This is a genomic window from Pyxidicoccus sp. M15 (genome assembly GCF_056858435.1).
Genome location: NZ_CM166495.1, coordinates 2763002 through 2781848 on the forward strand (window position 1 = coordinate 2763002; position 18847 = coordinate 2781848).

Sequence of the window (18847 nt, forward strand, 5' to 3'; positions counted from 1 at the left end):
ACTCCGATGGACGTTCCTCGTGCTGGTCCTGGCGGCCACGGCCTGCGGGCCGTGCGGCTTCCAGCCAGACCCGGGCGTGAAGGTGGTGGTGCCGTCCATGCCCACCACGCTGGACTGGAGCCACTCGGACCCGGAGAGCTGGGCGAACTATCCCGTCATGCTCGCCACCCAGCGCGGGCTCACCGTGCTGGGGGCGGACTACTCCGTGCAGCCCGGCCTGGCCGAGCGCTGGGAGCGTGTCACCGACGCCCAGGGCCGCGAGGTCTACACCTTCCACCTGCGACAGGACGTGCGCTGGTCGGACGGCTCGCCGCTCACCGCGCGCGACTTCGTCATCGGCTGGCGGCGCGCGCTGCGCGGACGCGAGCGCGGGGAGATGGTGGACCTGGCGGGCGCGGCCGACGCGCTCGCCGCCCAGGAGCGCGGCGCCCCCGAGGCCGAGGTGCGCGCCGCGCTGGAGCGCGTGGGCGTGGAGGCCGTGGACGCGTACACCCTGCGGGTGACGCTGGCCCGGCCCCGTAGCTACTTCCTGGCCCGCGTGGCCAACGTCTACATCTTCTATCCGGCGCCCGCGGCGGACCTGGAGGGCAGGTCCGACGAGGACGTTCGCGACTACTTCGACCGGCCGCGTGACGGGCGCCCGCTGGCACTGGGGCCGTACCGGGTGGAGCGCTGGGACCGTGCCGGCGAGCGCGTGCGGCTGGTCTACAACCCGGCCACCGCCTTTCCTCCGCCGATGCAGCCGGGCGAGACGCCCGCGCCCGTCATCACGCTGATGAAGTCCGAGATTGGCCCGGCGCTGTACGAGCGCGGCCGAGTGGACTTCGTGTTCATGGACAGCGCCGCGTCGCTGCGCATGCGCCGGCCGGAGGACCTGCAGCGCGAGCCGCTGCTGTCCACGTACTTCCTCGCCTTCAACACCGAGCGTCCCCCGCTGAACCGGCCCGAGGTGCGGCGCGCGCTGGCCCGCGCGCTGGACAGGGAGGCGCTGATGGCGGGGCTGCTGCCCGCCGCCCGTACGTCCAACGTGCTGCTGCCACCGGAGCTGCCCGGTGCCGCCACGCCCGAGGAGGCCGCGCGCCTGCCCGGCTACGCCCCCGGGGCCGCGAAGGCCGAGCTGGCCCGCGTGCCTGGATTGGACCGGCCGCTGCGGCTCGTCTACCGGCAGGGCGACGGGTTCCTCCCGGAGGTGGCCATCGCGGAGCGCGTGGCGGCGCAGCTGGCGCGGGTGGGCGTGCAGGTGGTGCTGGATGCACGCTCGGACTTCTCGGCGGAGCTTTCGCGGCGCTCGGCGGAGGGGCCTCGCGTGTATGATTTGTACCTGCGCCGCCTGGGCGGGGACTACGCGCACCCGAACACCTTCTTCACCCTCTTCGAGAAGGAGGGCAACCACCAGACGGGCTGGGAGACGCAGGCCGGCGGTGAGCCCATGGCCCGCTTCGAGCGGCTGCTCGAGGCGGGTGACGGCGAGCCGGACGAGGCGAAGGCGCGCGCGCTGTATGCCCAGGCCCAGGAGGTGCTGGTGGGCGAGCAGGCGGTGATTGCGCCCATCTACCACCCGGACCGCTACTTCCGCGTCCGGACCCGGCTGCGCGGGCTGGACGTGGACCCCTTCAACTTCCTCGCCCTGCGCGCGCTGCGGCTGGCGCCCGCCGAAGACGCCCATGCCGGAGTGACGCCATGAGGCTCGTGACGCAGCGCCTGGCGCGGCAGCTGGTGCTGGTGCCCGTCGTGGCCGTGGCCTCGTACTTCCTCATGGCCTCGCTGCCGCTCACCACGGAGACGGATGCCAAGCGGCAGGTCTCCAAGGAGCTGGCCGCGTCGTACCAGCGCGACCTCGGCATCGGTGAGCCGCTGGGCTTCCTGCGTCCCTGGGAGAAGCTCTTCCGCGGCGAGCGGCTGGGCACCAGCGCGCAGGGCATCACCGGTGATGAGCTGCTGCTGAAGCTCTCCGGCAGCGTGGGCGTGGGGCTGATGGCACTGCCGCTCGCGCTGGCGTGGGCGCTGGGCTTCGCGCTGCTGCGCACGCGGTGGCGGCGGGGGAAGTGGGCGGCACTGGGGGACGTGGTGCCGGCGGTGGCCTTCGGCACGCCTGTCTTCATTCCCGCGCTGCTGCTGGCTCCCGCCGTGGTGGAGCGCGGGCACATGCTGCCGGAGCTGTGCGCGGCGCTCTGCACCTCGGTGTGGCCCGGCATCTTCCTGGGCACGCTGGTGGGGGACTCGCTGGAGACGGAGCTGTCTCGCGACTACGTGCGCACCGCGCTGGGCAAGGGCCTGGCCTACGGCACGGTGCTCCGCCGCCATGTGCTGCCCAACGTGTGGCCCGCGATGCTCGACGCCGTGGGGCCGGTGGCCACGTCGCTGCTCGCCGGCTCGTTCGCCGCGGAGCGCGTCTTCGGCCTGCCGTACTTCGGCCAGCTCTACGTGCTGGCGGTGCTCAACAAGCAGGTGGCCGTCGTCGTGGTGGCCACCACCACCTTCGCTTCGCTGCTCGTCCTCGTGAGCCTCGCGGTCGAGGTGCTTCGCTACGCGGTGGACCCGCGCTCGCGGGAGGCCACGGCATGAGCCGCGTTCCCTCGCGGGCCCGCTTCGGTCTGGCGCTGCTCATCGGCCTGGGCGTGCTCAGCCTCGTCGCGGGACGACTGTTCCCGGAGGCGCTCGCCAGCACCTGCCCGCTGGGCATGGACCCGACGCGGCCGGACCGCACGGTGTGCGAGCTGGCCTTCGGTGGGCTCTGGGTGTCGCTCGCCGTGGGGCTCGCGGCGGGCGCGCTGTCCACGCTCATCGGCCTCGCCGTGGCCGCGGTGGCGCGCCTCTCCGGGGGTACCGTGGAGCAGGCCCTGCTGCGCGCGGTGGACGCCGTCTTCGCGCTGCCGGACGTGCTGGTCGTCATGGTGCTCCAGCTCGCGGGCCAGTCCCTGTCGGACGCGGGAGCGGGCGGAGGACTCGGCCCCTTCGGGCTCATGGTCGCCTCGCTGGCGTTGGTCGGCTGGGCGGGCCCGGCGCGCATGTTCCGCAACCGGCTGGCCACCCTGGAGTCACAGGAGTACGTCGCGGCCGCCCGGGCGCTCGGCGGGGGAGGGGTCCACCTGTTGCGCGTCCACCTGTGGCCCGCGCTGCGCCCCTTCGCGCTGGCCGTGTTCCTCAGCCGCCTGCCCGCCGCCATCCTCACCGAGTCCACCGTGAGCTTCTTCGGCATCGCCCGCATGGAGCCCATGTCCCTGGGCCGCTACCTGGGCACCAGCTACGCGGCCCTCATCTATGAAGGCGGCGGACGCGTGGTGCTGCCCGCCTGGGCGCTGCTGGTGCTGCTGGTGCTCGGTGCCTCGCTTGCTTCCCAGGCGCTCTCGGCGAGCCCTCGCCGCGCCGGCTGAGGGAGGTCGCAGGGGTGGGATAGGCACCTGCTCCCGTGGAATTCCCAACGTTGGGGGGTGGGTTTCCATCACACGGAAACCTTTTGCCCACCGGTGCACTCATGTCCCTGCCTACCGTCGAAGAGCTGCCCATCTCCACCGGCCACGACTCGAACGAGCGCACCACGCGCAGCGACGACCTGAAGCTCGAGCCCGCGCGCGGCGCGGTGCTCGTCGTCGAGGATGATCCGACGCACCGGGAAATCCTCGTGGAGATGCTCGCGGGCTGGGGCTACGAGCCGCTCCCCGTGGGCAGCGCGGAGGAGGCGGAGTTCGCCGTGCGCAACAAGCGCATGGACGCCGCCGTCGTCGACGTCTTCCTGCCCGGCCGCAGCGGCGCCACCCTCATGTCCAAGCTGCGCGAGCGCTTCCCCCAGGCGGTGCTCATCGGCGTGAGCGCCATGAGCGACGCGGCCATGGCGCGCAAGTGCAAGGGCCTGGGCGCGGACCTCTTCATCGGCAAGCCCTTGAGCCCCGAGAAGCTCGCCGAGGCGCTCCAGTCCAGGCACACGAGCTGGCACTGATGTCGCCCGCGTGTCGCGGGAGTGGACGGCCCGGAACCCGGGCAACGGGTTCCGGTTGCGCCGTCCCCGCGAACGGTTGATGCTCCTTCCGTGAAGAACCTCGCTCCCGGACTTCTGCTGGCCATGCCCCAGCTCGGGGACCCGAACTTCTACCGCTCGGTCATCTTGATGATCGAGCACGGAGAGACGGGCTCCATGGGGCTCGTCATCAACCGGGGGGCCCCCCTCACACTGGGTGAGCTGGCGCGCGGCCAGAACATGGGCATCGCCTCGGCGCGGACGGAACAGCCCGTCTTCGTGGGCGGCCCCGTGGAGCCGCAGCGCGGCTTCGTCCTGCACGAGGACCCGGAGCAGTCCGAGAAGCACGCGGTGCTGCCCGGCCTGTTCCTGAGCGTCACGCTGGACGCGCTGGGGCCGCTGTTGGAGAACCCCTCGCCGCGCCTGCGCTTCTGCCTGGGCTACGCGGGCTGGGGGCCCAAGCAGCTGGAGAGCGAGATTGCCGCCGGCTCCTGGCTCTTCGCCGAGGCGACCGCCGAGGCGGTGCTGGGCCTGGAGCCCGCGAAACTGTGGGAAACCACGTTGCGTGGCATGGGCGTGGACCCGGCCATGCTGGTGATGGGAAGGGGGATGAACTGATGCTCGATGCCGACTTCGTCCGGACCCGCATCCTGGAAGCCCTGCCGGGCTCCGAGGTGGAGGTTAGAGATACCACCGGGACGGGAGACCACTTCGAGGCGCGGGTGGTGAGCCCCGCCTTTGCTGGCAAACCCATGGTGCAGCAGCACCAACTCGTCTATGCGCCCCTGCAGCAGTGGCTGAAGTCGGGCGAGCTGCACGCCCTCGCGCTGAAGACCTATTCGCCCGAGCAGTGGCAGAAGCTCGGGCAACGCTAGAAGGAGACGCTGTCGATGACCCCTGAGCTCAAGGCCCGGCTGGAGAAGGAAACCCAGTCGCACAAAATCGTCCTGTTCATGAAGGGCAACGCCCTCTTCCCGCAGTGCGGCTTCTCCGCGCGGGCGCTGCAGCTTCTGCAGCCCTACGGCGAGGTCCACACGGTGGACGTGCTGGCGGACCCCGAGGTGCGCCAGGGCATCAAGGACCTCACGAACTGGCCCACCATTCCGCAGATCTTCATCAACGGGCAGTTCGTCGGCGGCTCCGACATCCTCATGGAGCTGGCCGAGCGCGGTGAGCTGGCGGACCTGGTCGCCGGCAAGTCCCCGGCCTGATTCAGGCGCTCGGGGCCTCGGGGGGGAGGGGGAGACCGACTCCCCCCGGAGCGGCTAGACTGGTACGCCGCTGCCCCGAGGAACCGCCGTGGTCACCGCAACACAGCCCAACAATCCCGAGAAGCAGGACGACACCGTCGAAGCGCCGGGAGCCCCGGTCGCCTCCGGGAACGTCCCCGTCGCCGATACCCACGCCGCCGTCGCGCTGAAGGACACCGCGCTCCCGGCCACCGCCCCGAATGTGGTGGTGGACCCGGACGACCTGGTGGCCACGCAGAAGACGCCCACGCTCATGGAGAAGGTGCAGGAGTTCCGCACCCGCCACGAGAAGTGGGAGATGGCGGCCTTCTTCTTCGGCGGCTTCATCTACGACATCGTCTCGCTCAGCCGCATCGACGACACGCTGACGCAGGTGCAGAGCTTCGCGTACCTCCTCATCCTGACCTCGCTGCTGCTCCTGGAGCAGCGCTTCCCCGAGGGCACGGAGCCGCCGAAGCTGCTGGCGAAGGTGTGGCGCTGGCGCGAGGACGCGGTGCACTTCTTCTTCGGAAGCCTGCTCAGCGTCTTCATGCTGATTCTGTTCAAGGCCACGTCGGGCTTCACGCCCTACCTGTTCGTGGTGGGCCTCTTCGCGCTGCTGGTGGCCAACGAGCTGCCGCGCTTCCGGCAGGTGGGCCCCGTCATCCGCGTGGTGCTGCTCAGCCTGTGCGTGACGCTGTACTTCGCGTGCCTGCTGCCCGTGGTCTTCGGCCGGATGGGCTTCTGGGTGTTCCTGCTGGCGGTGGCCCTGGGCTGCGCGAGCGTCTTCGGGTTGATGCGCCTGATTGAGCGCTGGCGCCCGGACGTGGAGTTCCTCGTCCGCAACGTGGCCATCCCCGGCTTCGGCGTGCAGGGCGTGCTGCTGGTGCTCTACCTGGTGGGCGTGATTCCGCCGGTGCCGGTGGCCGTGCAGTTCGCGGACATCTACCACAAGGTGGAGCGGGTCAGCCCCGGCGTGTACCAGCTGTCCTCGGTGGACGACTCCGTCTGGTTCAAGCCGTGGACGTGGTTCGGCCCGGACTTCCAGCTGCAGCCGGGAGACAAGCCCTACTACTTCTTCCGCATCTTCGCGCCCAACGGCTTCGCGCCCTACAAGGTCCGCGTGCGCTGGTACTACGACCACCCCGACAAGGGCTGGACGACGTCCGGCAGCGGCTGGATGGCCAGCGTGAGCAGCAACGGGACGGAAGGCGGCTACCGCTCCTTCGCGACGACGTCCAACCTGAAGCCCGGCGACTGGCGCGTGGTGATGGAGACGGAGGACGGGCACGAAATCCACCGCCTCAACTTCTCGGTGGCCCCGGACGCGCGCACCGAGCCGCGTCAGTACAAGCTGGAGTACTCCACCCTCAAGGTGCTGAAGCCGCTGTCCCAGGAGGACTGGGAGAAGACGCGCAAGACGGCCGCGCCGAAGGCCGGGACTCCCGCGCCCGCGCCAGGCGCGCCAGGCACGGCGCCCGGCGAAACGGTGCCGCAGGGCGCTGGGACGGCGCAGTAGCCCGGGGCTCCGGGCCCGGTGGACACCGGGCCCGGCTGGGGCGGCGCGTCCGCCTGCGAGGTGGGGCGAGCCGCCTACTTCTTCGCGGCCTTCCACACGGACTTCATCCACGCCTCCACGTCCTTCGCGGTGCGGGGAATCTTCCCGGAGAGGACCTTGCAGCCGCGCGCGGTGACGACGACGTCGTCCTCAATCCGCACGCCGATGCCGCGGTAGCGCCTGGGCACGGTGAGGTCGTCCGTCTGGAAGTACAGGCCGGGCTCCACCGTCAGCACCATGCCGGGCTGGAGCTTGCCGTACTTGTACGCCTCCTGCCGCGCCTGGGCGCAGTCGTGCACGTCCAGGCCCAGCATGTGGCTGACGTTGTGCAGCGAGTAGCGCTTGTAGAACTGGTGCTCGTCCTTGAGCGCCTCCTCGGCGCTCTCCAGGATGCCGAGCGACTCCAGGCCCTTCGCCAGCACGCGCATGGCCACGCGGTTGGGCTCCATGAAGTCGTTGCCCGGCTTCACCGCGGCGATGGCCTGGTCCTGCGCCTCCAGCACCAGCTCGTAGATTTCGCGCTGCTCCTTCGAGAACCTCCCGGACAGGGGCAGGGTGCGGGTGATGTCCGCCGTGTAGAGCGTGTGGCCCTCCACGCCCGCGTCCAGCAGGAGCAAGTCTCCGGGGACGAGCGGCCCGTCATTGCGCGTCCAGTGCAGCACGCACGCGTGCGAGCCGCTGGCGGCGATGGTGCCGTAGCCCACGTCGTTGCCCTCCACGCGGGCGCGCAGGTTGAAGATGCCTTCCACGTAGCGCTCCGTCTTCGCCGTCTTCAGGCCGCGGATGACGTCCTCGAAGCCGCGCTGGGTGGAGTCGATGGAGGCCTGCAGCTCGCGCAGCTCCTGCGCGTCCTTGAGCAGCCGCATCTCGGAGAGGGCCTGGGCCAGGGCCTTGTCGCGCTCCGCGCCCTCGGGAATCGCCGAGTCCACCTTGGGGGAGAAGTTGCGCAGCACGCGCGTGGGCCGGCTGACGGCGCCGTGCAGGCCGGCGAGGTAGTCCTTCAGCCCGTCGAGGCCGCGCGCCTCGTCCACGCCGAAGCGGGCCTGGCTCTCCTTCACGCCCAGGCGCGGGCCCACCCACAGCTCGCCCTTCACGCGGTCCGTGAAGAAGGTGGAGTCACTGCGGCCCGGGTTGGGCTCCACGAAGAGGACGTCGGTGTGGCCGCCGCCCTCCTTCGGCTGGAGGACGAGGACGCAGTCCGGCTCGGTGTTGCCGGTGAGGTAGTAGAAGTCGGTGCCCGGCCGGAAGCGGTAGTAGGTGTCGTTGGCGCGCACCTTCTCGTGGCCGGTGGGGATGATGAGCGTCTCACCGGGGAACAGCTTGGAGAGGGCGCGGCGGCGGGCGCGGAAGGCGTCGGCGTTCTTCAGCTTGGGTGGCAGCTTCTTCGCGCTCGGCTTCCAGCGCTTCACCATGAAGTCGAGCAGGGCCGGCGGCGGCACCGTGTCGTGGCCGGCGGGCTTCGCGGACGAGGCCTGGGGGGCCTGCGGCTCCGAGGTGACGAGGGACTGCTGTTCACCCACGGCGGGCTGCGCGGTGCCGTCGGCGGCGGGGGCGGGGGCGGAAGGATTGGACGTGGCCATGGCGTGTGACTCTTCAACAGCGCCCGGCAGCCCTTCAAGCCCGAGATGACTCCTGACGCGGGGCAGTGTCCTCTCGCAGAAGGGCCACCTGCCCCAGGAGGACGGGGACGGCCGTCTCCACCCGGAGGATTCGGGGGCCCAGGGAGAAGGGGCGGAAGCCATGGGCCTCGAGGAGGTCCGCCTCGAAGGGGACCCAGCCGCCGTCGGGGCCGATGGCCAGCACCACCCGCTCGGCCGTGTCCGCTCCGGCCGCGCGCAGGGGCTGCCTCGCGGGCGGGTGGGGGAGCAGCCGGACGGCGTCCGGGCCGAAGAGGGTGTCCGCTTCGTCCTCGACGAAGGGGCGGAAGCGCTCGCGGATGAGGACCTCCGGCAGGTGCGTGTCCCGGGCCTGCTCCAGGCCCTGGAGGAGCAGCTCTCGGACGAAGGCCTCGTCCAGCACCTTGGAGTCGAAGTAGCTCTTCTCCACGCGGGCCGCGTTGACCAGCACCACGCGGTCCACGCCGAGCGAGGCCACCGCGGGGAGCACCTTCTTGAGGGCCTTGGGGCGGGGGATGGCGAGCAGCAGGTCCACGCCCGCCCGGGGGGGCGGCGGGTCGGTGAGGGAGACGCGCAGGTGCAGGACGCCGGCGCTGTTCTCCAGCACCTCGCCAGTGCCGGTGAGTCCGCCCAGGCGGCCCACGCGCAGGGACTCGCCGGGCTCGGCGCGCAGCACCTCGCGGGCGTGCTGGGCGCGGCGTCCGGTGAGCCGGGCGGTGCCGTCCGGGAGGAAGTCCTCGTCGAAGAGCAGGAGCAGATTCACGGGGGCCTCTGTACCCCGTCCGCCGGGGGCGTGGTGGGACATCCTGGCCGGGGCGTCGCCAGGGCGCCGCCAGAGCGTCGCCAGGGCCTGAGAGCGCGGGCGCCGTGGGGACGACTGCCTCCCCGGTCGGCCTCCGCGCGGCCTGTCGGCAGTGCTTGCCCCTCTCCGGGGCGTACCGTAAACGCTGACTGTGCGTAACCTGTGCCTTCGCTGCCGCCGTCCCGAGAGTACCTGCTACTGCGCGCAACTGCCGCCCCCGCTGGAGACCCGGACCCGCGTCGTCTTCCTCCAGCATCCGCGTGAGCGGCGCGTGGCCATCGGTACGGCGCGCATGGCCCGCCTGGCGCTGCGCAACGCCGAATTGCACGAGGGTGTGGACTTCACCGGCCACGCGCGGCTGGAGCAGCTCGCGGCGAAGCCGGAGTCGGTGGCCGTGCTCTTCCCGGGCGACAACGCCATCACGGTGGAGGAGGCCAGCCGGAATCCGCCGGAGACCATCATCGTCGTGGACGGCACCTGGCCCCAGGCGAAGAAGGTCGTCTCGCGAAACCCGCTGCTCGCCAGCCTGCCGCGCATCAGCTTCGTGCCCCGCCGGCCGAGCAACTACCGCATCCGCGCCGAGCCCGCCGACCACTGCGTGTCCACCATCGAGGCCGTGGTGGAGATGCTGGGCATCCTGGAGGGAGCGCCGGAGCGCTTCGACACCATGCTCAAGGCCTTCGAGTACATGGTGGACACGCAGCTGGAGCGGCAGTCGGCGCGGACGTCGCCGAACCGCCGCCGCATCTACTTCGGGCCGTGGCGTCCGCCGCTGGAGCTGCGCACGCTGGCCGACCGCTTCGAGAACCTCGTCGTCTTCTACGGCGAGGCCAACGCACACCCGACCGGAACGAACATTCCTTCCGAGCTGGTCCACGCGGTGGCCTGCCGCCCGGCCACGGGAGAGCGCTTCGAGGCCGTCATCGCCCCCGAGCAGCCGCTGGCGCGCAGCACACCGCTGCATGTGGAGCTGCCCGAGGAGGTGCTGTTCGCGGGAGAGCCGCGTGCGCAGGCGCTGGCGCGGTTCGAGGCGTTCCTCCGGCCCGATGACGAGCTGGCCGTGTGGACCACCTTCGCGCTGGACTTGCTGTGGGAGGGAGGCGTCACCCGGCGGCCGGCGAGCAACGTGCGGCTGGCCACGGCGCGCGCGCTGAAGGGCAAGGCGGGCGGGGTGGAGCAGGCCATGGAGTTGCTGCGCGGACCTGCCGTGCCCGAGTGGGCCCCCGGCCGCGCGGGCCGGCGCATCCGCGCGCTCGAGTCCGTGGTGCGCGAGCTGGTGGCGCGTGGGAATGCCACGGAGCCGCCGCAGAAGCTGCCGCGCACGGGCTCGGACGGCTGAAGCGGCGGGCTCGGGGCCTTCAGGGCGCGCCGAGCCGGCGTACTTCTCAGGGCAGCCGCCCCGTGCGGCCTGCCGGATTCATCGGCCCGGTGGGAAGCCGCTGCGGGACTGTCGGCGGGTCCATCCGGGGAGCGTGCTGCGGGTGCTTCTGGGCCAGGCACCGTGCTCGAAGCTGGCGCGCCTGGTCGCGGTGGTCCGCGCGGGGACTTCGCTGGGCAATCTCCGCCAGGCCCACCAGGAAGCTCTCGCACTTGCGTGGGTTCATCTGGAGCCGCGCGTACCCCAGGAAGCGCTCGTCCGCGTCGTGCGACAGCAGCGCCATGGGAATCAGCGGCTCCTTCTTCTTCTTCTCCTTCGCGGGCCGCTCCGCCACGGCGGTGGGGGGAGGCGGGGCAGGGGGCTCATCCAGCTTCGGGGGCAGCTGCTCCGTCACGGACTTCGCGGGGTAGGGCGCGAACTCCTGGTCGGGGTCCGCTCCGGGCAGCACCCCACCCGTGGTCGGGGCCACCTCGGCCACCACCTGCGGGCTCGCCGGGATTTCCTCCGGCAGTGGGGCCTGCTCCTTCGGTGCGGACTCCTTGCTCTCGGGGCGTTTCACCTGCGGCCGCGTCTCCCGCATGGCCACCACCGGCTTGTCCGTGGCCGGCGCTGCGGGGGCGCGCAGTTCCGCGAAGGCCCGCTGGTCGGGCTCCGAGAGCGGCTCGTGCCTCAGGGTCCGCTTCCGCGAATCCAGCTCCACCCGCTCGCCCGCGCCCACCAGTCGCGGAGCCTGGCCCTCCACTTCCACACGCACGCGCCCTTCCGCCACGGCCACCGCCGCGCCGTGCTCCGTGTGCTCCACCGTGAAGACGGTGCCCACCACGGAGACGCGCAGGCCCGCCGCCTCCACCAGGAAGCCCTCCCGCTGCGCATGCGACGCCTGCACCGACAGCCTGCCCCGTCGCACCGTGAGATGGACGTCGCGCGCCTCCGCTCGGGACAGCTCCACCTCCGAGCCGGCGGACAGCCGCACCCGGCTCGCGTCCGGCAGCCGCAACATCGCCGTGGCGCGCGCGGGCGTCCGAACCGCCACCCCCGAGCGCAGCTTCGTGCCCGCCTGGAGCGTCTGCTCCGCGCCACCCGCCTCGCGCACCACCGCGCCCGAGGTGCTTTCCGCCTGCGCCGTGTCGAGGGTGCCAGTGCCTTCGCGAGGCAGCTCCGCGAGGGCTCCGTCTCCTTCGTGCACCGTCCCGGATGCGCCTGGCGCACCGTCACCCGCGGGCACCGCGGTACCCGGGGCGCTGTCACCGTCGCGCACCGTGCCCGGAGCACCGTCACCGTCGCGCACCGCCACCGTCGTGACTGGCGCCACTTCCGGCGTCCGCAACATCCAGAATCCCAGCATCGCCGCGCAGGCCCCCGCGAGCACCACGGCCCACGGGAGCCGGGACCTCGACGTGGCCACGGCACCGGGCCGCCAGGACCCGGAGGCAGGCGTCACCCGCTTCGCCGCCGCTTCACGCAGCCTCGCCCACGGCCCCAGGGACCCGGCCGCCGCCTGTCGCTCCGCCGCGGCCCGAAGCCCCGCGTCCACCACCTCCCAGCGCACGTCCGGCGTCACCTCGCGCGCCGCGTGCAGCGCCGCGCGGGACTGCTTCACCCGCTCCAGCTCCGCCGCGCACGCCGCGCACCCGCCCACGTGCGCCTCCACGCGCGAGCGCTCCGCCGCATCCAGCTCCCCCGCGTCCAGCGCCCACAGCGCCTGGACCTCATGGCCGGCCATGGGGACCTCCAGGGCGGGTGACGAGCAGTCGCTGCATGGCCTCGTTGAACTCCAGTCTCGCGTGGTGCAGGCGGCTGCGGACGGTGTTGGGCGAGCTTCCCACGGCCTCGGCAATCTCGTCCGGGCTCATGCCGCACAGCTCGTAGTAGACGAAGACGATGCGCTTCTTCGGCTTCAGCCGCTCCAGCGCCACCTCCACCAGCCGGGCCGCCTGGCGCCGGGCCGCGGCGCGCTCCGGGTCCTCCCCCTGCGCCTCCTGCTCCGGCGGCTCCGCGAACGAGTCCTCCGGCCGCCGCCGCTTCCAGCGCAGATGCGACAGCGCGACGTTGGAGCACACCCGGTAGAAGAAGGTCCGGAAGCGCGACTCGCCCCGGTAGCCCTTCACCGCCGTCAGCAGCCGCAGGTACGTCTCCTGGAGCAGGTCCTCCACCTCCACCCGGTTGCCCACCAGGTGCCGCAGCGTCCGCGCCGCGTCCAACCGCGTGAGCTGGTAGAGCTGCTCGAAGGCGGCGAGGTCTCCCTCCTGCAACCGGCGAACCAGCACCTGGAGCCGGGCCTCGTCCGCGCTCACCGGCGTGGGCACATCGTTCGCGAGGCGCTCGGCGGGCGCGCTGACTTCCGCCAGTGAACGAGTTCCTCTGAACAACACCGGAGGCGCTCCCTCGGGGGCAGGCAACGGTTCTGCGCCCTTCATGAGCACGCCGTTGCCGATGTGAATGGTCCAGGCCAGCACAGACTACCTCCGTACTGACTGGGTCGCCGCTCCCAACGTGGGCGATCAAAATTATTCTTTGATCAGCCGTACCGCCCCCGGCGTCATACGCGCCTGAACCCGGACAACCCACCCGGTGGCCGGACCGGTCCCCCAGCTTTCTCGGAGTATCTACTCATGAGGAATACCCCCGCGCGCAGCGTGCTGCTGTCGCTTGTGCTGTTGCTTGGATCGGCCCTACCGGGCTGCATCATCCACGAGAACGAAGATTGGTACGACGACGAGTACACCTACTGCTCCACCGACTCTGACTGTGGCAGCGGTGAGACCTGTCGCGACAACTGCTGTTACGAGCTGCCGCCCGGCTCGACGAGCTGCTCCAACTCCCGTGACTGCGACCGCGGCGAGGTGTGCGTCAACGCCGTCTGCTACACGCCCTGCGTGCGTGACGCGGACTGCAGCTCGGGGCTGAAGTGCTCCAACCACTTCTGCTCCCCCAGCTCCACCCAGGATGGCGGGACGCGGCCGGACAGCGGAACGGATGGCGGGACGCGGCCGGACGGCGGCACGCGCCCGGACGGTGGCTCCGACGGAGGAACGCCCTCGGACGCTGGCACGACGTGCCGGCTGAACGTGGACTGCGGGACGGGCAACTACTGCATCAACAACCAGTGCTTCCCCGGCTGCACGCGGGACTCGCAGTGCCCCGCCACGGACGCGTGTGTCTCCGGCGTGTGCCGCGCGCGCCCGCCGGACCCGAACGCGTGCACCTCCGGCTACCAGTGCCAGGACGGGAAGGACTGCGTGGACGGCCAGTGCCGCGCGTCGTGTGACTCCACCACCGAGTGCCCGACCGACTACGCGTGCCACATCGGCTACTGCATGCCCATTCCCAACGGGGGCGAGTGCCGCGCCAACTGCGAATGCCCCTCCGGCCAGGTCTGCACCAGCGGGCAGTGCAAGTCGCCGCAGCCGGACCCGGGCCAGTCCTGCGTGGCCACGTGTGACTGCCCCTCCGGCCAGGTCTGCACCAGCGGCTACTGCAAGTCGCCCACGCCGCCGCCCCCGCCTCCGGACGCGGGCACCGGCCCCGCGTGCACGGCCAACTGCGACTGCCCCTCCGGCCAGGTCTGCAGCAGTGGCTACTGCAAGTCGCCCACGCCGCCGCCCCCGACGGACGCGGGCACCTCGCCGGTGTGCCGCGCCAACTGCGAATGCCCCGCGGGCAACGTGTGCAACAACGGCCTGTGCAAGCCCGTGAATCAGGGCAGCGGCAACTCGTGCGTCGCCAACTGCGAGTGCCCCGCCGGCGAGCGCTGCATCGACAGCGTCTGCTGGCTGTAGCCCGGCCTCCGGTGGAGAGGGTGGCCCCTTCAGCTCAGGGGGCCACCATCCGCCAGCACCGGTGGATTTCCTTCCGCTGGAAGTCCTCGGGGATGGAGCCGGGGGTGATTTCCTCCACGTCCAGGCCCCGCGCGGCCGCGTCGCTGAGCTCGAAGCCGAGGAAGTTGGTGGAGAAGTAGAGGACGCCGCCGGGCGCGAGCAGCGCCCGGATGGCGGCCAGGAGGCGCGGGTGGTCCCGCTGCACGTTGAAGCTGCCGGACATCTTCTTCGACGTGGAGAAGGACGGCGGGTCGCACACCACCAGGTCGTAGCGCTCCGGCTCGTCCGCCTGGGCCTCCACCCACGCCTTCGCGTCCGCGCGCACCAGCACGTGCCGCGCATCCGCGAGCCCGTTCAGGTCCAGGTTGGCCTCGGCCCAGTCGAGGTACGTGTTGGACAGGTCCACCGTCGTGGTGCTCGCGGCGCCTCCCGCGGCGGCGTACACGGTGAAGGCCCCGGTGTACGCGAAGAGGTTGAGGAAGCGCTTGCCCCTGGCCTCCTCTCGCACGCGCGCGCGGGTGTTGCGGTGGTCCATGAAGAGGCCGGTGTCGAGGTAGTCGCCGAGGTTGACCCAGAACTTCAGGCCCTGCTCCTCCACGACGATGCGGCTGCCGCCCTGGCCCACCCGGCCGTACTGCGAGCGGCCCCAGGGCTGGGGCGTGTGCGTCTTCACGAAGATGCGCTCGGGCGGGACGCCGAGCACCTCCGTCACCGCGGCGAGGACTTCCTCCCGCTGGGACTCGGCGGTGCCGGACTTGAGGGCGCGGCGGCGGGGGTATTCCACCACGTGCGCGCAGTCGCCGTAGAGGTCGATGGCGTAGGGGTACTCGGGAATGTCCCTGTCGTAGACGCGGAAGGCCGTCAGCCCCTGCGCGCGGGCCCACTTGCGGAAGCGCTTCGAGCCCTTGCGCAGCCGGTTGGCGAACATACCCACCGGGTCGGTTGCCCCTTGCGCGCCGTGGTTACCTTCTGAATCAGCCATGCCCAAGCGTCCTCCCGTCCAGACCGCGGCTCCCCTCATCCCCGAGTCCCCGACGTACGACAAGCTCCGAAAGGCGGCCTCGGGCTGCCAGTCGTGCCCCCTGTGGAAGACGGGCACGCAGACCGTCTTCGGCGAGCCCGCCGGCAGGCCCCGCCCCGGCCCCCGCGTCATGCTGGTGGGGGAGCAGCCGGGAGACCAGGAGGACCGGGCGGGGAAGCCCTTCGTGGGCCCGTCCGGCCGGCTGCTGGACGAGGCGCTGGAGGCGGCCGGCATCGACCGCTCGCAGGTGTACGTCACCAATACGGTGAAGCACTTCAAGTGGACCGGCCAGGGCAAGCGCCGCATCCACGCGAAGCCGAACACGACGGAGGTCCGGGCCTGCCTGCCCTGGCTGGAGGCGGAGATTCGCGTGTTCCGCCCGGACGTCATCGTCTGCCTCGGCGCCACCGCGGCGCAGGCGCTCCTGGGCAGGGACTTCCGGGTGACGCAGTCGCGCGGCCGGCCCATGCCGTCGGACCATGCGCGCGTGGTGGTGGCCACGGTGCATCCGTCGTCGATTCTGCGCGCGCCGGACCCGGAGGCGCGCGAGGCGCAGCTCGAGGCGTTCATCGACGATTTGCGCACGGTGGCACGGCTCATCCAGGGCCGTGGCGCGCAAGCCGGGGAGGGCGCGCACGCGCCGATGTGAGCGGGCGTGCGATGTCTTCTCTGAATATCGAGCCCTCCGGGGTAGTCTTCGTCCGCGAACGAACCCCGCACCGGAGGATCTCCGAATGACTGCAAGCCGTTGGTTGGGACTGGCCACGCTGACCATGCTGTTCGCCTCGAGCGCCCTGGCGGAGGACGCGAAGGCGGACGCCGCGAGCCCCGTGGGCCGCTGGACGACCATCGATGACGAGACGAAGAAGCCGAAGTCCGTCATCGCCATCTACGAGGAGAACGGGAAGCTCTTCGGCAAGATCGAGAAGCTCTTCCGCGAGCCGAAGGAAGACCAGAACCCCGTCTGCGACAAGTGCGAGGGGACGCTGAAGAACCAGCCCATTCTCGGCATGGTCATCCTGCAGAACCTCAAGAAGGACGACGACGAGTGGACCGGCGGCACCATCATGGACCCGGCCAACGGCAAGACCTACAAGTGCAAGATTGCCGTCGAGGACGGGGGCAAGAAGCTGAAGGTCCGCGGCTTCGTTGGCATCTCCGCGTTCGGCCGCACGCAGCACTGGGTCCGCGCGGAGTAGGCCGGACCGGGACGGGCGGCTCCTCACCCTTCGCCTGACGCTCGAGGGAAGGGGGCGAGCCGCGGCTGCGTCGGACGCTGGACGCACTCCGGGAGGTGCGCGGGCGGGTGGCTGGTGCCCGCCTCGCGCCTGACCGAGACTCCCGGGCCATGAGCGTGCGCATCGCGAAGAACGGGCCCGTCACCACCGTCGTCCTCTCCCGCCCCGAGGTGCGCAACGCGGTGGACGGTGCCACCGCGCAGGAGCTCGTGGCCGCCTTCCGTGCCTTCGATGCGGACCCGGACTCGCGCGTGGGCGTGTTCCACGGCGAGGGCGGTACCTTCTGCGCGGGCGCGGACCTCAAGGCCATCTCGGAAGGGCAATTGCCCCGGCTCGCCCCGGACGGCGACGGGCCCATGGGGCCCTCGCGCATGCGGCTGGGCAAGCCCGTCATCGCGGCCATCGCCGGCCATGCGGTGGCGGGGGGCCTGGAGCTGGCCCTGTGGTGCGACTTGCGCGTGGCGGAGGAGGACGCGGTGCTCGGCGTCTTCTGCCGGCGCTGGGGTGTACCGCTCATCGACGGCGGAACTGTGCGCCTCCCCCGGCTCATCGGCCTGTCCCGGGCCATGGACCTCATCCTCACCGGCCGCCCCGTGTCCGCCCAGGAGGCGCTGGCCATGGGGCTGGTCAACCGCGTGGTGCCGAAGGGCCAGGCCCGGCAGGCCGCCGAGGCGCTGGCCCGTGAGGTCGCCGCCTTCCCCCAGGCGTGCATGAATGCCGACCGGGCCTCGGCCTACGAGCAGGCGGGCCTGGGCCTGGAGGAAGCACTGCGTCAGGAGTTCGAGCGCGGCGTGAAGGTGCTGGACTCCGAGTCCATCCCCGGCGCCACCCGCTTCGCCCGGGGGGCGGGTCGGCACGGGACGTTCGAGTAGGCCGAGCAGGCCCGGTGAGCGGGTCAGCGGCGCTCCTGGTGCGTGGCCGGGAGGGCTGTGTTAGTTCCCCGCCCATGCGCTTCGACACGCTTGCCATTCATGCCGGCCAGGAGCCGGACCCCACGACGGGCGCCATCATGACGCCCGTGTACCTGACCTCCACCTACGTCCAGGACGGGCCCGGAGAGCACAAGGGCTACGAGTACAGCCGGACGCAGAACCCCACGCGCAAGGCGCTCCAGGACTGCCTCGCCGCGCTGGAGGGCGCGAAGTACGGCGCCGCCTTCGCCTCCGGCCTCGCGGGCACGGACATGCTGATGCACATGCTGGACGCGGGCGACCACGTCGTCGTGTCCGATGACGTGTACGGCGGCACCTTCCGCATCTTCGACAAGGTCTTCAAGCGCTCGGGCCTCAACTTCTCCTTCGTGGACCTCTCCAAGCCGGAGAGCTTCGAGGCGGCGATTACGCCGAAGACGAAGATGGTGTGGGTGGAGTCCCCCACCAACCCGATGCTCAAGCTCATCGACCTGGCGCGCATCGCCGAGGTGGCGAAGAAGCGGAACATCCTCTCCGTCGCGGACAACACCTTCATGACGCCGTACTTCCAGCGCCCGCTGGACCTCGGCTTCGACGTGGTGGCGCACTCCACCACCAAGTACCTCAACGGCCACAGCGACGTGGTGGGCGGCTTCGTCTGCACCAGCCGCGATGACGTCGCCGAGCGGATGTACTTCCTCCAGAACGCGGTGGGCGGCGTGTCCGGCGCCTTCGACAGCTTCCTGGTGCTGCGCGGCGTGAAGACGCTGCACGTGCGCATGGACCGCCACGCGCACAACGCGATGAAGGTGTCGCAGTTCCTCGCCACGCACCCGAAGGTGAAGAAGGTGACGTACCCGGGCCTGGAGACGCACCCGCAGCACCAGCTCGCGCGCCAGCAGATGAAGGGCTTCGGCGGCATGCTGACCTTCGACATCCACGGTGGCCTGGAGGCCGCGCGCACCTTCCTCAAGACGGTGAAGGTCTTCGCCTGCGCCGAGTCGCTCGGTGGCGTGGAGTCGCTCATCGAGCACCCCGCCATCATGACCCACGCCTCCATCCCGAAGGAGACGCGCGAGAAGCTCGGCATCGCCGACGGCTTCATCCGCCTGTCCGTGGGCATCGAGGACGCGCAGGACCTGTGCGACGACCTCGCCCAGGCGCTCGACACGGTGAAGTAGGCCGCCCGGTCTCCAGCGCACCAGGCCACCCAGGGCCTCCCCGCTCCCCCACCTGGAGGAGCGTGGAGGCCCTTCGTCTGTCCGCACTCCCGAGCGCCTGCCCGGCCGCCCGCACCCCGGACGGGCCATGGGATGCCGCG

At 71.3% G+C, this 18847-nt stretch carries 19 protein-coding genes; 14 read left to right on the forward strand and 5 right to left on the reverse strand.

Annotated features, from left to right (window positions below; translation table 11 throughout):
- Positions 1 to 97 precede the first annotated feature (97 nt).
- From ACX9TP_RS11190 to ACX9TP_RS11225, 8 genes are all read left to right on the forward strand, one after another.
- The gene (locus tag ACX9TP_RS11190) at positions 98 to 1684 is read left to right on the forward strand and encodes a peptide ABC transporter substrate-binding protein (protein ID WP_482982152.1); all 1587 of its coding nucleotides are present in this window, start codon (positions 98 to 100) and stop codon (positions 1682 to 1684) included.
- Entirely contained in the window at positions 1681 to 2565 is an 885-nt protein-coding gene (locus ACX9TP_RS11195) for an ABC transporter permease subunit (protein WP_482979693.1), read from the forward strand. The genes ACX9TP_RS11190 and ACX9TP_RS11195 overlap by 4 nt, the downstream gene beginning before the upstream one ends.
- The gene (locus ACX9TP_RS11200) at positions 2562 to 3374 is read left to right on the forward strand and encodes an ABC transporter permease subunit (protein WP_482979694.1); all 813 of its coding nucleotides are present in this window, start codon (positions 2562 to 2564) and stop codon (positions 3372 to 3374) included. The genes ACX9TP_RS11195 and ACX9TP_RS11200 overlap by 4 nt, the downstream gene beginning before the upstream one ends.
- 101 nt (positions 3375 to 3475) lie before the next feature.
- Positions 3476 to 3937, forward strand: coding sequence for a response regulator (locus ACX9TP_RS11205; RefSeq protein ID WP_482979695.1), 462 nt, complete (start codon positions 3476 to 3478; stop codon positions 3935 to 3937).
- Between the two features lie 90 nt (positions 3938 to 4027).
- On the forward strand, positions 4028 to 4573 hold the full coding sequence (locus tag ACX9TP_RS11210) for a YqgE/AlgH family protein (protein ID WP_482979696.1): 546 nt from the start codon (positions 4028 to 4030) through the stop codon (positions 4571 to 4573).
- Positions 4573 to 4830 (forward strand): BolA family protein, encoded by a 258-nt coding sequence (locus ACX9TP_RS11215; RefSeq protein WP_267855751.1) that lies wholly within the window; start codon positions 4573 to 4575, stop codon positions 4828 to 4830. The genes ACX9TP_RS11210 and ACX9TP_RS11215 overlap by 1 nt, the downstream gene beginning before the upstream one ends.
- A 15-nt stretch (positions 4831 to 4845) precedes the next feature.
- Positions 4846 to 5166: a Grx4 family monothiol glutaredoxin gene (gene grxD, locus ACX9TP_RS11220; RefSeq protein ID WP_482979697.1), complete on the forward strand. Its 321-nt coding sequence runs from the start codon at positions 4846 to 4848 to the stop codon at positions 5164 to 5166.
- Between the two features lie 88 nt (positions 5167 to 5254).
- A complete protein-coding gene (locus tag ACX9TP_RS11225) occupies positions 5255 to 6703 on the forward strand; it encodes a DUF2914 domain-containing protein (protein WP_482979698.1) in 1449 nt (482 codons plus the stop codon).
- Positions 6704 to 6777: 74 nt separating this feature from the next.
- Here ACX9TP_RS11225 and ACX9TP_RS11230 read toward each other — a convergent pair whose 3' ends face one another.
- Both ACX9TP_RS11230 and ACX9TP_RS11235 read right to left on the reverse strand, forming a co-directional pair.
- Positions 6778 to 8322: an aminopeptidase P family protein gene (locus tag ACX9TP_RS11230; RefSeq protein ID WP_482979699.1), complete on the reverse strand. Its 1545-nt coding sequence runs from the start codon at positions 8320 to 8322 to the stop codon at positions 6778 to 6780.
- A gap of 34 nt (positions 8323 to 8356) precedes the next feature.
- Positions 8357 to 9121: a 16S rRNA (uracil(1498)-N(3))-methyltransferase gene (locus ACX9TP_RS11235; RefSeq protein WP_482979700.1), complete on the reverse strand. Its 765-nt coding sequence runs from the start codon at positions 9119 to 9121 to the stop codon at positions 8357 to 8359.
- Between the two features lie 184 nt (positions 9122 to 9305).
- On the opposite strand from ACX9TP_RS11235, the gene ACX9TP_RS11240 reads away from it, so the two are divergent.
- Positions 9306 to 10499, forward strand: a complete 1194-nt coding sequence (locus ACX9TP_RS11240) for a tRNA-uridine aminocarboxypropyltransferase (RefSeq protein ID WP_482982153.1) — start codon at positions 9306 to 9308, stop codon at positions 10497 to 10499.
- A gap of 46 nt (positions 10500 to 10545) precedes the next feature.
- Here ACX9TP_RS11240 and ACX9TP_RS11245 read toward each other — a convergent pair whose 3' ends face one another.
- Together ACX9TP_RS11245 and ACX9TP_RS11250 are read right to left on the reverse strand one after the other, a co-directional pair.
- Positions 10546 to 12261, reverse strand: a complete 1716-nt coding sequence (locus ACX9TP_RS11245; RefSeq protein ID WP_482979701.1) for a FecR domain-containing protein — start codon at positions 12259 to 12261, stop codon at positions 10546 to 10548.
- Complete coding sequence (locus ACX9TP_RS11250; protein ID WP_482979702.1) at positions 12248 to 12910, reverse strand: RNA polymerase sigma factor; 663 nt, start codon at positions 12908 to 12910, stop codon at positions 12248 to 12250. The genes ACX9TP_RS11245 and ACX9TP_RS11250 overlap by 14 nt, the downstream gene beginning before the upstream one ends.
- A gap of 240 nt (positions 12911 to 13150) precedes the next feature.
- On the opposite strand from ACX9TP_RS11250, the gene ACX9TP_RS11255 reads away from it, so the two are divergent.
- A complete protein-coding gene (locus ACX9TP_RS11255; protein WP_482979703.1) occupies positions 13151 to 14317 on the forward strand; it encodes a hypothetical protein in 1167 nt (388 codons plus the stop codon).
- A 34-nt stretch (positions 14318 to 14351) separates the two neighbouring features.
- Here the strand turns inward: ACX9TP_RS11255 and ACX9TP_RS11260 are convergent, their stop codons facing one another.
- Positions 14352 to 15338 (reverse strand): class I SAM-dependent methyltransferase, encoded by a 987-nt coding sequence (locus ACX9TP_RS11260; protein ID WP_482979704.1) that lies wholly within the window; start codon positions 15336 to 15338, stop codon positions 14352 to 14354.
- Here ACX9TP_RS11260 and ACX9TP_RS11265 point away from each other — a divergent pair.
- From ACX9TP_RS11265 to ACX9TP_RS11280, 4 genes are all read left to right on the forward strand, one after another.
- Positions 15337 to 16026, forward strand: a complete 690-nt coding sequence (locus tag ACX9TP_RS11265; RefSeq protein WP_482979705.1) for a UdgX family uracil-DNA binding protein — start codon at positions 15337 to 15339, stop codon at positions 16024 to 16026. The two genes, ACX9TP_RS11260 and ACX9TP_RS11265, sit on opposite strands and share 2 nt — an antisense overlap.
- An 85-nt stretch (positions 16027 to 16111) precedes the next feature.
- Positions 16112 to 16576, forward strand: a complete 465-nt coding sequence (locus ACX9TP_RS11270; protein WP_482979706.1) for a DUF2147 domain-containing protein — start codon at positions 16112 to 16114, stop codon at positions 16574 to 16576.
- 149 nt (positions 16577 to 16725) lie between these two features.
- Positions 16726 to 17487, forward strand: a complete 762-nt coding sequence (locus ACX9TP_RS11275; protein WP_482979707.1) for a crotonase/enoyl-CoA hydratase family protein — start codon at positions 16726 to 16728, stop codon at positions 17485 to 17487.
- 74 nt (positions 17488 to 17561) lie between these two features.
- Entirely contained in the window at positions 17562 to 18707 is a 1146-nt protein-coding gene (locus ACX9TP_RS11280; protein ID WP_482979708.1) for a cystathionine gamma-synthase, read from the forward strand.
- Positions 18708 to 18847: the final 140 nt, after the last annotated feature.

What these genes read in the sequence shown, in the direction of transcription:
- ACX9TP_RS11190 (WP_482982152.1), top strand. Translation starts at nt 98, where the DNA reads ATGCCCACCACGCTGGACTGGAGCCACTCGGACCCGGAGAGCTGGGCG.
- ACX9TP_RS11195 (WP_482979693.1), top strand. Translation starts at nt 1,681, where the DNA reads ATGAGGCTCGTGACGCAGCGCCTGGCGCGGCAGCTGGTGCTGGTGCCC.
- ACX9TP_RS11200 (WP_482979694.1), top strand. Translation starts at nt 2,562, where the DNA reads ATGAGCCGCGTTCCCTCGCGGGCCCGCTTCGGTCTGGCGCTGCTCATC.
- ACX9TP_RS11205 (WP_482979695.1), top strand. Translation starts at nt 3,476, where the DNA reads ATGTCCCTGCCTACCGTCGAAGAGCTGCCCATCTCCACCGGCCACGAC.
- ACX9TP_RS11215 (WP_267855751.1), top strand. Translation starts at nt 4,573, where the DNA reads ATGCTCGATGCCGACTTCGTCCGGACCCGCATCCTGGAAGCCCTGCCG.
- grxD (WP_482979697.1), top strand. Translation starts at nt 4,846, where the DNA reads ATGACCCCTGAGCTCAAGGCCCGGCTGGAGAAGGAAACCCAGTCGCAC.
- ACX9TP_RS11230 (WP_482979699.1), bottom strand. Translation starts at nt 8,322, where the DNA reads ATGGCCACGTCCAATCCTTCCGCCCCCGCCCCCGCCGCCGACGGCACC.
- ACX9TP_RS11245 (WP_482979701.1), bottom strand. Translation starts at nt 12,261, where the DNA reads ATGGCCGGCCATGAGGTCCAGGCGCTGTGGGCGCTGGACGCGGGGGAG.
- ACX9TP_RS11255 (WP_482979703.1), top strand. Translation starts at nt 13,151, where the DNA reads ATGAGGAATACCCCCGCGCGCAGCGTGCTGCTGTCGCTTGTGCTGTTG.
- ACX9TP_RS11265 (WP_482979705.1), top strand. Translation starts at nt 15,337, where the DNA reads ATGCCCAAGCGTCCTCCCGTCCAGACCGCGGCTCCCCTCATCCCCGAG.
- ACX9TP_RS11260 (WP_482979704.1), bottom strand. Translation starts at nt 15,338, where the DNA reads ATGGCTGATTCAGAAGGTAACCACGGCGCGCAAGGGGCAACCGACCCG.
- ACX9TP_RS11270 (WP_482979706.1), top strand. Translation starts at nt 16,112, where the DNA reads ATGACTGCAAGCCGTTGGTTGGGACTGGCCACGCTGACCATGCTGTTC.
- ACX9TP_RS11275 (WP_482979707.1), top strand. Translation starts at nt 16,726, where the DNA reads ATGAGCGTGCGCATCGCGAAGAACGGGCCCGTCACCACCGTCGTCCTC.
- ACX9TP_RS11280 (WP_482979708.1), top strand. Translation starts at nt 17,562, where the DNA reads ATGCGCTTCGACACGCTTGCCATTCATGCCGGCCAGGAGCCGGACCCC.